Origin of the sequence: Komagataeibacter melomenusus (genome assembly GCF_013155395.1) — a bacterium.
Taxonomy (GTDB): Bacteria; Pseudomonadota; Alphaproteobacteria; order Acetobacterales; family Acetobacteraceae; genus Komagataeibacter; species Komagataeibacter melomenusus.
Map to the genome: position 1 here is coordinate 1 of NZ_JABJWC010000002.1, position 12,585 is coordinate 12,585.

Sequence of the window (12,585 nt, forward strand, 5' to 3'; positions counted from 1 at the left end):
CTTGTATCCCGACCAAGAATTGCGACGGTTTCGGCAATATCCTGTTTGCCCGCAAGGGCCCGACCGTGTCGAAGCGTGCGCAGCAGTGTCGTCAGTTCGTGTGCCATCATGCCACCTGCCGGTTACGGGGCTGCGGGCGCAGCAGCCAGGTCTGATCCTGGCCATGCGCCGGATAGCGTGAGAGGTCGGCCTGCATGTCGTGATGCGGCAGCCCATGCAGGGTCATGGCTCCAAGGCTTTTCCAGTGCAGGCGGCGGAAGAACAGCACGTTCTGTTCCTGCACCTGGGCCAGGAACTGCCTGGCCCCAAGCCCGTGCGCCGTGCTGACCGCCATGCGGATGAGTTCCGCCCCGATCCGTCCCAGTTTGCGATGGTCTTCATGGACGGCCAGACGGGAGCCGCGCCAGACGCCGGGTTCGGCTTCATGGATGCGCACGGCGCCCACCACCCGGTCCGGCATGCCCGCCATGCAGCACGCCGCGATGATGGGAATGGCAACCGCGTCGATTGCGTCCCGGTCATCATCCGCAAAGACCTGCTGTTCGGTGCAGAACACGTCGCGGCGCAGCGCATGATAGCCAGCCCGTTCCCACGGCGTGCGGGCCAGCCGCACGACATATTCCGTAGGAATGAACGGGCGGTCGTCCACGCCTTCGAGGATCGTGGTCATTGTTCATACGCCGAAAGCGAGGAACAGGCGCCACACCGGCCACATCCGGCCCGGATATCGGTGGATTTCATGTTCGCCTCGCGCAGCATGCGCCCCAGCGGGGCCAGCACGGACTTCATGAAATCGGCGGAAGGCGGGGCATGATTTTCCAGTGGCGTGCCGGAAATCGGCACGAACGGCACCACGAAGGGATAGACCCCGAGCACGATCAGCCGTTCGGCCAGCGCCAGAATATCTGCGGCACTGTCACCAAGACCCGCCAGAATGTAGGTATTGACCTGCCCGCGCCCGAAGAGGGGCACGGCGCTGGCGAAAGCGTCCATGTAGCGATCCACGCTGACCGTGGCCTTGCCGGGCATGATCTTCTCGCGCACCGCCTGTGTTGCGGCTTCGAGATGCATACCCAGGCTGTCGGCCCCGGCGTCGCGCAGGCGCTGGAACCAGCCGTGATCGCGCGGCGGCTCGCACTGGACCTGAAGCGGCAGATCCACTGCGGCCCGGATGGCACGGGCTGACTCGGCCAGCACGGCAGCGCCCCGGTCCACCACATTGGGCGTGCCGGTGGTCAGCACCATGTCACGCACGCCGTCCAGTTCCACGGCGGCCCTGGCGACCTCGGCCAGTTGTGCTGGCGTCTTGTAGGCAATGGTGCGATCGGCCTCCAGCGACTGGCCGATGGCGCAGAACTGGCAGGACGTGCGCCGGTCGGCATACCGGATGCACGTCTGGTGCACCGTGGTCGCCAGCGTATCGCGCCCATGCAGCAGCGCGATCTTCCAGTAGGGAATGCCGTCCGCCGTGCTCAGGCCATAAAAGCGCGGGGCGGCTGGGAAATGGATGGTGCCTAGTGTCTGCCCATCGCGTAGCAGCGTGCTGGCCCCGTGCTGGTCCGGCGGGCTGGCCTGAAATGGTGAATGCCGCGCGCCAGATGTATAGACCGGGACCATGACGGTCTGGCCTGCAATGGTAATCGTCTTGTGATCCGAAGGACCGGCGCCTCCCTTGCGGGCAATGCCGCCGGTCTGCTCACTGATCTGAAGCCCGAAGGATTGCAGGTCGGTGACGAGCTTGCGACCAGAAAGTGTACCGAGCGTCGGAATAGTCATGACGCAGCCTCATCTGTAGATGTGGGAACCGGATTGGCTTCCCCAACGTAATGAACGGTGCGGGCAGGCCGCCGGTCCTGAAGCAGGCTGAGCAGTTCGGGCCGGGCGTAATGCCCTACGGAATCCATCATCCGCTTGCGCTTGGTAATCAGGGCGAAATCGAGATCGGCAATCACCATCCCCTCGCCTTCCGTCAGTGGTGTGCCGAGCAGCTTCCCTTCAGGCGAGACGATGGCCGTGAAGCACCCACCCCGCATCGGGCCTTCCAGTGCGGGATCGCCCGCTATTTCCTTGATCTGCCCGTCCGTCAGCCAACCCGTGGCGTTCACCACAAAGCAGCCGGATTCCAGTGCGTGATGCCGGATGGTGACTTCCATCTGGTCGGCAAAGATCTGCCCGACCAGCGAGCCGGGGAACTGCGCGCAGTGGATTTCCTCATGCTGGGTCATCAGCGCGTAGCGGGCGAGCGGATTGTAATGCTCCCAGCAGGCCAGTGCGCCAATGCGACCGGCCGCACTCTCTACCACTTTCAGCCCCGCGCCATCGCCCTGCCCCCAGACCATGCGTTCATGGTAGGTGGGCGTGATCTTGCGGCGCTTGAGCAGGATTTCACCCGTGGCATCGAAGATGATCTGGGTGTTGTAGAGCGTGCCGAAATCGCGCTCGTTCACGCCCAGCACCACGACCATGCCGGTCTGGCGCGCGGCCTCGGCCACCATGTCGGTGACCGGACCGGGAATGACGACAGCGCGCTCGTAGAGTTCCAGATGCTCCCCACCGAAGCGGAAAGCCGGCTGGATGAACGAGAAATAGGGGTAGTACGGCACAAAGGTTTCGGGAAAGACCGCCAGTTTCACGCCTTTTTCGGCGGCCTCGCGGATGGCCTGACAGACTTTCCGGGCAGTCCCCAGACCATCGTCACCAAGGACGGGGCTGATCTGGATGGCTGCGGCGCGAACGATACGGGACATGGCGTGCGGTCCTCCCTTCGGCCTTCAGAGGGTCCAGGTATTGAGGATGAAGGCGTTGTCGCGCCGGGCCAGCAGGATGATGTCGAGCACGTCCTGCGGGTTGATTGGCGTGATGCCGGGGATCAGGTTCTGCTCGCCGTAGCCATAGAGGGCCTGAAGCGCGAAGCGGCAGGCATAGACTTTGCCGCCCTCTTCGAGGATTTTTGCGATCTGCTTGTTGCAGTTCATGTGCCCCGGAAAGGCTTCGTCGCCCAGGCGGGGAAAGCCGCGCTGCACACCAAGGGTAACGCCCGGTCCATACAGCAGCACCGACGTCTCGAAGCCCTTGCGGATCAGACGGGTGGCCTGCAGCAGGTTGACGAACCCGACCGAACCTTCATTGGCGACGGTGTGGAAGGTGATAAGGGCTTTTTCGCCGGGCTGGGCTTTGACATCCTCAAAGACCTTGTTTTCATAATTGACGAAGCAATCGCCGTCTTTGTACGGAGCGTGTTCGACTTTCGGCATGGTATCTCTCCCGTGATGCTGCGGTCTCCGGCAGGGAGCCGGGACTGACCGCATTGCCGAGGCAAACGTGGCACGGGAGGACGGAGAGCCAAAATATTGTATGCTTTATAAAAAAGGTACAAACGGCTCAAATCAGATTACATGCCGCTATCCTGCCAAGACAGAGACATACAAAAAATATACGACAACCATACAATCGTAAGGGGCATCCATAAGGGACTGTTTTAACGTAATTTAATAATCACGCAGTCGTGAATGAAGTGCCTTTTTGTTTTTCCATGTGCCCGCACGGCGCACCCCGGAATCAGATGTGCCCATCGATTCCAGACACTGCGCGCAGGTCACACAATATCGGCAAAGCCGGGTGAGCGCTTGTGCTGCAACACCGACAGCACGCCATGCAGGGATTCCTCAAGGCTTGCGGCATCCGGTGCGCTGCCCAATGCAATCCGGGCCCGCTGCGGCGGCTCGCCACTGATGGTGAAAACGGTGCTGGGCACCAGCGCCAGCCCCCGCCTGCGGGCATAGGCCACAAAATCCGCACTGCCCCACCAGTCCGGCAGTTTCAGCCACACATGCGGCCCGTCGGGGTTCATGCAGTGCCCCTCCCCCAGCACCCTGCGGGCAATGGACTGGCGCAGGCGCAGTTCTTTCTGGATGGCGTGCAGGATCGTATGCGCCTGTCCTGTCTGCATCCATCGCGCCGTGAGCGCGCTGAGCAGACCGGCATTGGTGAGCGCAATGGCCCGGATGGCCGCCGCGACCCGTCGGGTCATGTCCGCATTGGGCAGGGCCACATAGGCGGTGCGCAGGCCCGGACTGAGCGTCTTGGCAAGGGTAGCCACGTAGCTGACACGGCTGTGGTCCAGGGCTGCCAGGGCCGGAAGCGGCGTGTCCATCAGCAGGCTGTAGGGGTCATCTTCCGCAATATGCAGGTGGTGATGCTGGGCAACCTTCAGGATATCCTTGCGTCGTTGCAGGGACATCGTGGCCGTGGTGGGATTGTGGATGGTCGGAATGCAGTAGAGCAGCCGGGGATGATGTTCGGCACAGACCCGATCAAGCTGGTCCGGCATCATGCCTTCCATGTCACTGTCCACACCGACCAGAATGAGATCGAATTGCGCCGCGATGGTTCGGATACCGGGATAGGCAATGCGATCGGTGACAATGACATCGCCGGGCTGGGTGTGCGTGCTGACGATCGCCGCAAGCGCACTCTGGGCACCGGGTGAGACAAGGATTTCGTCCGTTCGCCTTTGACCGATCACGGGCGCGATCCATTTCGCACCAAGCTGGCGTTCCTCCAGTGTGCCGCCGGTGACCCGATAGGACATCAGGCTGTTCAGATCCTGCTGCTTCAGGATGGCCGCGATGTCGCTCTGGATAATCCGTTGAAGCGGCGGGTCCTGCGGGATGGGCGGCAGGTTCATGGTCAGGTCAACTACGGCTGGGCCGGTATGGCGCCAGTGGCTTTCCCCCGCACCGACGCGGACGAAGGTGCCCCGGCCGACCGTTGCGTCAATCAGGCCGCGCCGCCGGGCCTCGGTAAAGGCCCGGGTCACGGTCGTCAGATTGGTGCCAAGACAGTCTGCGATCGTTCGCTGTGGTGGTAGCCTGTCCCCTTCCCGCAGGTCGCCCTTGCGGATGGAAAGCGCCAGGGCATCGGCCAGCGTCATGTAAATCGCATTCGGACTCCGGCTGATCTCTTCTTTCCAGTGGGCGAGATAGGGGTATGCGGACATGGGATGGAATTTCCATACATTCGATGAGATTCCATTCGACCATATACCATACAATCCATGCAATAATGATCGATACAGATTAGGGTTGGGTGTTGCGCCTGAAGATCGGGGCTTACGAAGCGATGTTTGTCGAACAGGATTTTCTTCCCGGCGCCATAAAATAGCTATAGGGCGGCGACGGATGGCACTCAGGGCAAAATCTTCGTGAGACTGGCCAGATATATTTCGGTATGCTTCATACGTCTATATCGTCAGATGACGGTAATGGGGGGTAAGCGGAATGTCGACTTTTCTGTCGAGAACGCTATTAAAGTCGGCATACCACTTATCCCTTCGTAGAGGATGTTATATAAATAATTATATTTTCCAAACTCTATTGTATGCTATATCTGTCATTATATTTACCCTTGAAATTACATCTTCAGGAGTCCAGTCACTTTTTTCTACGACAAAACTTGGAACAGCATTTCCCCAATCATTAAAGATCTGTTTCTTTTGTGGAAAGCTTTTGTTGGATAGAATTTTATTCCGCTCTTCAGATAAAAGAATTAAATTTCCAAGAGAATTTATAATATTATCTGGCCATGTTTCTGAAAAATTAGACTGAGCGTGCACGTGCTCAATAGTCAATCTATCTACATTAACGTCAAAAAGTATATTTTCTATATAAGAAAGCTTCAATAAAATATACTTAACTAAAGAATTACTTTTTATCATCTTATTATATTGTATACTTCTAAAATGAAGTGCAAACTCTTCTTTGCTTGGTATTCTTTCGCGTAGTTCATTTTTTACAGATTCTATAACTATGCCAGCAGCATCTGAACTTTCAGCTTCGTAAAGATTTCTGGCCGCCCTACCATACATTGACGCAATACTGCCAGAAGATCGTTGCGACGTAATTGCATTAAATTGGAAATGAAAGTTTTCAACCGATCTCATGGCCTTTCTTAACGTTTTATAAGCTATTTTTCCCTCATCAAAAGATCTTAATAGGGACAGTACATAGGGTATTTGCTGTTCAACATTGAAAATCCTCATAGCCCTCAGAGAGTCTGCCAGAACATATTGATATTTTTTAAACAACGTATCAGGACGATATATCCTGAAATATCTTTCAGAATCTTTATCGAAAGCTTTCAAGTGAGACAGCGCGATACTTCGTCCTGAAGATTCTCCTGCAGCAATAATACCATCTCGCAACTTCGACTTAAAAGCTTTGAAAGCCTTTTGTTTTGTAACAGCAGAAAAGCGAGAGACCCAAGAATGAACAAAGAAATTATCTATTTTTACTGCATCACCGCAATTCGATATATTTTCAACTATTTTTTGCCATAATATTTTTAGTACATCAATATCTCCATTTTTCTCAAACAACGATCCAATACTATTCTTAATTAGGTCAGAAAGAGTTAGGTCTTGCCCTCTTGTGTTTAATGTTTCAAATATTATATAAGCATCATCTTCATCATCCAGTTCTATTTTAATAACTTTTAGGTTAAATATTATTTCTCTCAAGCCTTTTAAGGCTGATATTTTTGCAGCCTTTTTTCTTCTTGGTCTAACAGGCCTGAAGTGCTCTGCTGAAGATATTTATCAACATATCTGTTGAGATTGTCATAAGCCTGCTGTAGACGTAACTCTTCTTCTCTAGGCTGAGTATTTAATTCTGCATCGTCAAAGCTCTGAATCCTATCCTGCAAATAAGGGAACGAAGTCTCTGTTTTAAGTATAAAACTTTTAACATTATCTCGATCACGAGTTTCAATATAATTATGAACACCCTGTGCTAATTCGTGCTCACCTAAGTTCTTAAGATGATCTCTAATTGCGCACAAAAGTATAGTTATTGTAGTAAGCCTTTGCTGCCCATCGACAACCCCAAAACAATCTTGCTTCATGGAGTATATAACCATTGATCCTATGAAATACGATCCTTCGTCTGAACTGGTTATGTCATTCCAAAAATCTCTTATATTTTCAGCTTTCCAAGAATAGGGTCTCTGGAATCTAGGTATTACAATTATACCCATCCTTAATAGTTTTGATATATCAATATCTGCAGCTTCTATTTTCATTTTTACCACCAAATAAAAAAACTATTTAAGTCAATGTGAAATTATATCACACATAACTCAAGGAGACGGTTTATAAAAGCCGATAAATGATTATTTTAGGTTGATAGTTGATGTATGAATGTCCGAAATGAGGCGTGACCGGTCTGTCCGCTTTGATGATGCATCCTGTGCCCACATGAACGACCTGACCGCGTTGCATAAGGAGTCGAACAGACGTGCCGAGTAATATAAACCCAGTTGCCGCCGGGTAAGCTGCCTTGCCATCCGTGACGATCCGTTATGCAGACTCCACGGATAGAGCGATAATCGCCGGGTTCGTCTACGACCTGCTGAACGAGATATAAGGAGGGCAGCCTCCCGCGCGCGACGCCATTCTCGCGACAACAGACGTCGTTCTTGCGAGCCAGGATGTTACCGTTTTTTTCGCATGTGTGGATGAGCAGCCAGTTGGGTTCATGACCTTGAACGCCTGTATCGCACTCTATGCGGGAGGTCGGTTTGGGGAAATATCCGAACTCTATATAAGGCCCGATATGAGATCGCGCGGCATCGCCGCGCACTTGATCGTCCAGGCGGTGACGGAAGGCTGCGCACGCGACTGGAAACGGCTTGAAGTCGGCGCCCCGCCCTTCCGGCGGGAGCGGGGAGCCTCGCTTTCTATCGCGACAACGGGTTTGCGGAAATTGGCCCGCGGCTCCGCTTGATATTGTAAAAAACCGGGCAGAAAATATGACAGTGTTCAGGAAACCTGATCCACGATTTTCTGGATCCATGTGCTTGTGATGGGCGCATACGGGATCAGCATCCGGTAATAAAATGCGCCATAGAGCAGATCGAGAATGCGTTCTCCCGCCTCTGGCAATACGCCAAACTGCGCCAGCGCTTCCACGCCTGCTTTGCGTCTCGGTGCAATCCATCGATCCCAGAAAGCCTGTTCGAGCACCGCACTGGACTGGGCGGCGGCAATCATGTGCCGCAAAAGTTTACGCCGAGATTCGTCCAGCGCATGGCTGAGATCCTCAAGGGCGAAAACGAGCGTCTGCCTGGCATCCTGCCCGGTTCTATAGGCAATCTGCGGCGTCAGTTCCGACAGGAATGCATCCATCACAACGGCGGCGGCACTGTTCCAGCGCCGGTAGAGCGTTGTTTTCGCCACGCCTGAATGGCTTGCGATCGCCTCCATCGTCACCCGCTCCGGTCCCAGGTCATAGGCGAGTTGCAGCGCTGCCGCCTGTGCTGCCCTGGTCGCTTCCTGACTGCGTTTGCGGCCGCTTCCCGCCGGGGAAGTTTTTGCAGCATGAGATGGGTCGGGGATGTTCAAGATCGTTCTCCAGCGCGCTACGGGAAAACTGCCATTGCCCGCTGTTTTGCGCAACGCTCCGTATCGTTTATTGACTACGATACGGAGCGTATCGTAAGTGTTGGTCCCATCCTGATAACGGTCAGGACAGGACAGACACCGGAGCAAACCTGTGATTGGACAATCCATCCAGAAATGGGACGCCCTCGACAAAGCCAGGGGGGCTTTCCCCTACCCTTCTGACCTGTATCGCGACCGCTGTGTTCATCTCAGGGTCCTGCGCGCCGGACGTGCCCATGCCCGGATCGTGTCAATCAATACGAATGTGGCACGGCAGGCCTCCGGGGTCGTGCGGGTTCTGACGCATGCCGATATTCCGGGCCTCAACCGTTTTGGCCTGATCGCGCCCGATCAGCCCGTGCTGTGCCATGACCGGGTGCGCTTTTGTGGTGATGCGGTGGCCCTTGTCGTGGCCGAAAGCGAGCAGGAAGCGCGTCATGCCTGCAAGCTGATTCACGTCGAATATGAAGACCTGCCCGCCTTGCTGGATGCGCGGCAGGCACTCGCCCCCGATGCGCCGCAGATCGGGCCAGACGGCAATCTGTGCCATGAGGTCGATCTGGGTTTTGGCGACGTGGATGCGGCGCTGGCAGATTCTGCCCATGTCGTGCGCCTGACCTACAGCACGGGGCGGCAGGAACATGCGTTTCTGGAGCCCGAAGCGGGCATCGCCTGGCGTGATGAGAAGCAGCGGATCGCCATAACCTGTGGCGGACAGAACCCTTTTGCGGACCAGAAGCAGATTGCCGCCATCCTTGGTGTCCCGCTGGAGCAGGTCCATGTGTCGCATCCACCCATGGGGGGCGCTTTTGGCGGCAAGGAGGACCTGAATGTTCAGGCGCATCTGGCACTGGCGGTACATGCTACGGGTCGCCCTGCCCGCTATGTCTATGAGCGTGAAGAAAGTATTGGCTATTCCGTCAAACGCCATCGTTTCGAAGTCGATGTTGCGGTGGGCTGTGATGCCACGGGCAGGCTGACGGGCTTCAGGGCCGGCCTTCTGGCCGATACCGGGGCGTATATGACGCTGGGGCCGGCTGTTCTTGTTCTTGCAGCCGAACATGCCTCCGGCCCTTACCGTTTTCAGGCCAGCCGGATTCAGGGCAAGGCCGTCCATACCAATACCGGCAATGCCTCGGCCTTTCGCGGGTTTGGCAATCCGCAGGTTATTCTGGGCATTGAGCAGGCGATGGACGCGCTGGCGGCAAAATGTGGCCAAAATCCCATTGAGTTCCGGGTGCAGAACCTGCTTCGCGGCGGTGACCGGGCCGGGGCCGGGCATATCGTGCGCAATGATGTCACGCTGCCACGCCTGATTGCAGCAGCCCGCAACGGGCCATTGCTTCGTGCGCCTGAGGCAGAAACCCTGCGGCCAGATGAAGATGGCAGGCTGCGCGCGACCGGCTTTGCCTTTGTCTGGCAGGGCTTCGGGCTGGGAGCCGGGGCCGAACCCGGTTCCAGCGTCACCCTGCGCCGCGACGCGAACGGCCAGTTCTGGCTGGACTGTTCAAGTGCGGATCTGGGCGAGGGCAATCTGTCCGCATTCCAGCAGATTGCGGCGTCAATGCTGGGTTGCGCGGCGCATGACATCGGGCTTGATAGCGGCAGCACGGATAATACGAATTCATGGTCCACGAACGCCTCCCGCTCGGTGGTCGTAACGGGCAATGCCGTGGCGAAGGCGGCCCGTCAGTTAGCCGTGCGGATTGATGCGGGTGAAAACGGAGCGCTTGCAGAGACCGCGCATTTTGCCCCCGATTTCCCCGAAAAACTGACATTGGGCGCGCCGCATGTAGGGTATTCCTACGGCATACAGGCCGTGCGCATTGCGCTGGATACCGCGACTGCGAATGTCACGGTGGAAGAAGTCGAGACATGGCTCGATGCTGGAACGGTCATCAATCCTGATGGGGTGACAGGCCAGATCGAAGGCGGTCTGGCGCAGGGGCTGGGCTTTGCCCTGAGTGAAGACCTTGTGCAGCACGAGGGGCGTGTCCTGAACAACCGTTTCTCGTCCTACATCCTGCCCACCATCCGCGATGTGCCGGTGGATGTCCGTGTTCACCTGATCAATCACCCTGATGCATCAAACCCGCTGGGCGCGCGCGGCATTGCGGAAGTCGGGCTGACACCTGCGGCGCCCGCCATCGCCAATGCCCTTGCGCGCTGTCTTGGCCATCGCTTCGAACAGTTCCCGATCACGCCGGAGGCCATTCTGCCGGTCATGGAAAACGCCCTGTCATGATTACGTTCCAGCTCAATGACGCGCCGGTCCGGATAGCGCATGGGGGCAAGACCCTGTTGCAGGTCCTGCGCGATGATCTGCACCTCAGCGGCGCCAAGACTGGCTGCGGCGAAGGCGAATGCGGGGCCTGCACGGTGCTGGTGGATGGGCGGCCGGTCTGTTCCTGCCTTGTGGTCACCGAAACGCTGCAAGGCGCTACGGTTACGACCATTGAAGCCCTGGCCTGGACGCCAACTGGTGCGGAAATCTGTTCCGCCCTGGCGCGCGCGGGCGGTGTGCAATGCGGGTTCTGCACGCCGGGTATTGTCATGGCCTGGGCCGGGCGACACCGTGATGACACCCCCGATGATGCCCTTGAGGGCAATCTCTGCCGGTGCACGGGCTATGTGAAAATCCGCGCAGCACTGGAGCAGGCACCCTGCCTGCCGCAACACAGGGGCACCGTTTCCGGCAAGGCGGACCTGTCCTTGCAGGACGGCCTGGCCCGTCTGGCCCAAAACCCTGAACTGGTCCCGATCGCAGGGGGCACCGACCTTGTGGTGCGGGCGGGCCATGCTCTTGGCGCCCTCCGGCTGTTTTCGCTTGAGCGGCTGGATGCGCCGGAACTGCATCAGGTTTTTTGGGAGGATGGCAATCTCGTCATCGGTGCCCTGATGCGCTGGCAGGACATCCTGCATAATCCTGTCATCGCGCGTTTTGTGCCCATTCTCAGGGATGTCGCGCATGGGGTTGGCAGCCCGCAGGTCAGGAATGCCGCGACCATTGGCGGCAATGTGGCCACCGCCTCCCCGGCAGGAGACGGGCTTCCCGCGCTGGTGGCCCTTCAGGCCCATGTCCGGCTCATCCATCGCGATGGATGCCGGGAGATGCCCGTTGCCGCGTTCATCACGGGGGCCGGGCGCACGCAACGCAGGGCGGGAGAACTGATTGCTGGCTTTGTCATTCCCGCAAAATGCCTGGGCCAGCCGCAACTCTTTACCAAGGTCGGCCCGCGCAGGGCGCAGGCGATCTCGAAACTGTCCCTCGCAACGGTCGGCGTGCCTGATGACCCGGCCGGGATCAGCTTTGCGTTCGGGGCGGTCGGTCCCGTTCCCATGACATGCCCGAAGGCGCATCATTCCCTTGCCTCAGGCATGCGGGATGACGCGCATCTCAATGCCGTGGCTGACCTGGCCATGTCCGAAATCACGCCGATCGATGACATGCGCTCCACCGCTGCCTACCGCAGGCGCGTGGCTGGCAACCTTTTCATGCGCCATTGCCGGGTGCTCTTCAGCCGCACGGCGCGCAGAGGCGGCGGATGATGTCCTCTATCTGCCCACGGTCCAGCCTGGCGGGGGCCACCGAGCCATGAATGCCCATGCCCTCGACCAGGGCATCGAGTGCGCGGCAGGTCAGCGGATCGAAGAAGCGACCCAGCGCCTCCCGACTGGCCTGCATCCAGTCGCGCATGATGGCCGCGAGTTCGGGCTTGCGGGCGGCAAAGGCGTATAATTCATAACTCAGCAGCAGCGTGCGCGGCGTGGACCAGATGTTTCCGGCAATGATATCGACAAGCGCCTGTATTGCCTCCTCCCGGTTTCCGGCCTCGGCCAGCCGCCCGACAAACGCTGCGGAACTGGCATGGGCCACCTGCGTGAAAGCCAGATGCAGCAGGTCGTCCATGCCGTTGAAATGGTACGTCATCGAGCCAAGCGGCACGCCCGCCGCCTTCGCCACGCGGCGGTGCGTCGTGCCCTGCACGCCATATTCCACGATCACGTCCAGGGCAGCATTGATGATGCGCTGCTTGCGGTCGGGGTCAGGGCGACGGATGGCTGAAGGGTTGCTTGACATGAGGAAACAGGTTTAGCCTTGCGCTATATGTACGTTCGTACACAAGATGAATATCTCAACGATGCGG

General features: G+C 57.4%; 12 protein-coding genes and 1 pseudogene. 3 read left to right on the top strand and 10 right to left on the bottom strand.

What is annotated here, in order from left to right; translation table 11 throughout:
- The 8 genes and pseudogenes from HNW77_RS18210 to HNW77_RS01020 all read right to left on the bottom strand — a co-directional run.
- Nucleotides 1–110: pseudogene (locus tag HNW77_RS18210) on the bottom strand (sll0787 family AIR synthase-like protein); the annotation flags it as partial.
- On the bottom strand, nucleotides 107–670 hold the full coding sequence (locus HNW77_RS00990; RefSeq protein ID WP_172154537.1) for an MSMEG_0567/Sll0786 family nitrogen starvation N-acetyltransferase: 564 nt from the start codon (nucleotides 668–670) through the stop codon (nucleotides 107–109). The pseudogene HNW77_RS18210 and the gene HNW77_RS00990, both read right to left, overlap by 4 nt.
- The gene (locus tag HNW77_RS00995) at nucleotides 667–1,776 is read right to left on the bottom strand and encodes an MSMEG_0568 family radical SAM protein (protein WP_172154539.1); all 1,110 of its coding nucleotides are present in this window, start codon (nucleotides 1,774–1,776) and stop codon (nucleotides 667–669) included. The genes HNW77_RS00990 and HNW77_RS00995 overlap by 4 nt, the downstream gene beginning before the upstream one ends.
- Nucleotides 1,773–2,747, bottom strand: a complete 975-nt coding sequence (locus HNW77_RS01000; protein ID WP_172154541.1) for a Nit6803 family nitrilase — start codon at nucleotides 2,745–2,747, stop codon at nucleotides 1,773–1,775. The genes HNW77_RS00995 and HNW77_RS01000 overlap by 4 nt, the downstream gene beginning before the upstream one ends.
- Nucleotides 2,748–2,771: 24 nt before the next feature.
- Entirely contained in the window at nucleotides 2,772–3,254 is a 483-nt protein-coding gene (locus HNW77_RS01005; protein WP_010512510.1) for an MSMEG_0572/Sll0783 family nitrogen starvation response protein, read from the bottom strand.
- A 341-nt stretch (nucleotides 3,255–3,595) separates the two neighbouring features.
- Nucleotides 3,596–4,999 (bottom strand): aminotransferase-like domain-containing protein, encoded by a 1,404-nt coding sequence (locus HNW77_RS01010; protein WP_172154543.1) that lies wholly within the window; start codon nucleotides 4,997–4,999, stop codon nucleotides 3,596–3,598.
- Between the two features lie 357 nt (nucleotides 5,000–5,356).
- The gene (locus tag HNW77_RS01015; protein ID WP_172154545.1) at nucleotides 5,357–6,517 is read right to left on the bottom strand and encodes a DUF262 domain-containing protein; all 1,161 of its coding nucleotides are present in this window, start codon (nucleotides 6,515–6,517) and stop codon (nucleotides 5,357–5,359) included.
- A 5-nt stretch (nucleotides 6,518–6,522) separates the two neighbouring features.
- Nucleotides 6,523–7,077: a DUF262 domain-containing protein gene (locus HNW77_RS01020; RefSeq protein ID WP_172154547.1), complete on the bottom strand. Its 555-nt coding sequence runs from the start codon at nucleotides 7,075–7,077 to the stop codon at nucleotides 6,523–6,525.
- 371 nt (nucleotides 7,078–7,448) lie between these two features.
- On the opposite strand from HNW77_RS01020, the gene HNW77_RS18120 reads away from it, so the two are divergent.
- Complete coding sequence (locus HNW77_RS18120; protein WP_368734797.1) at nucleotides 7,449–7,781, top strand: GNAT family N-acetyltransferase; 333 nt, start codon at nucleotides 7,449–7,451, stop codon at nucleotides 7,779–7,781.
- Between the two features lie 35 nt (nucleotides 7,782–7,816).
- On the opposite strand, the gene HNW77_RS17480 is transcribed toward HNW77_RS18120, so the two are convergent.
- Nucleotides 7,817–8,398, bottom strand: coding sequence for a TetR/AcrR family transcriptional regulator (locus HNW77_RS17480; RefSeq protein WP_241694213.1), 582 nt, complete (start codon nucleotides 8,396–8,398; stop codon nucleotides 7,817–7,819).
- Nucleotides 8,399–8,549: 151 nt separating this feature from the next.
- Here HNW77_RS17480 and HNW77_RS01035 point away from each other — a divergent pair, with 151 nt between their 5' ends.
- A complete protein-coding gene (locus tag HNW77_RS01035) occupies nucleotides 8,550–10,682 on the top strand; it encodes a molybdopterin cofactor-binding domain-containing protein (protein WP_172154551.1) in 2,133 nt (710 codons plus the stop codon).
- Nucleotides 10,679–11,986, top strand: coding sequence for an FAD binding domain-containing protein (locus HNW77_RS01040; protein WP_172154553.1), 1,308 nt, complete (start codon nucleotides 10,679–10,681; stop codon nucleotides 11,984–11,986). The genes HNW77_RS01035 and HNW77_RS01040 overlap by 4 nt, the downstream gene beginning before the upstream one ends.
- Here the strand turns inward: HNW77_RS01040 and HNW77_RS01045 are convergent.
- Nucleotides 11,955–12,518 (bottom strand): TetR/AcrR family transcriptional regulator, encoded by a 564-nt coding sequence (locus HNW77_RS01045; RefSeq protein WP_172154555.1) that lies wholly within the window; start codon nucleotides 12,516–12,518, stop codon nucleotides 11,955–11,957. The two genes, HNW77_RS01040 and HNW77_RS01045, sit on opposite strands and share 32 nt — an antisense overlap.
- Nucleotides 12,519–12,585 lie beyond the last annotated feature (67 nt).

What these genes read in the sequence shown, in the direction of transcription:
- HNW77_RS00990 (WP_172154537.1), bottom strand. Translation starts at nt 670, where the DNA reads ATGACCACGATCCTCGAAGGCGTGGACGACCGCCCGTTCATTCCTACG.
- HNW77_RS00995 (WP_172154539.1), bottom strand. Translation starts at nt 1,776, where the DNA reads ATGACTATTCCGACGCTCGGTACACTTTCTGGTCGCAAGCTCGTCACC.
- HNW77_RS01000 (WP_172154541.1), bottom strand. Translation starts at nt 2,747, where the DNA reads ATGTCCCGTATCGTTCGCGCCGCAGCCATCCAGATCAGCCCCGTCCTT.
- HNW77_RS01005 (WP_010512510.1), bottom strand. Translation starts at nt 3,254, where the DNA reads ATGCCGAAAGTCGAACACGCTCCGTACAAAGACGGCGATTGCTTCGTC.
- HNW77_RS01010 (WP_172154543.1), bottom strand. Translation starts at nt 4,999, where the DNA reads ATGTCCGCATACCCCTATCTCGCCCACTGGAAAGAAGAGATCAGCCGG.
- HNW77_RS01020 (WP_172154547.1), bottom strand. Translation starts at nt 7,077, where the DNA reads ATGAAAATAGAAGCTGCAGATATTGATATATCAAAACTATTAAGGATG.
- HNW77_RS01040 (WP_172154553.1), top strand. Translation starts at nt 10,679, where the DNA reads ATGATTACGTTCCAGCTCAATGACGCGCCGGTCCGGATAGCGCATGGG.
- HNW77_RS01045 (WP_172154555.1), bottom strand. Translation starts at nt 12,518, where the DNA reads ATGTCAAGCAACCCTTCAGCCATCCGTCGCCCTGACCCCGACCGCAAG.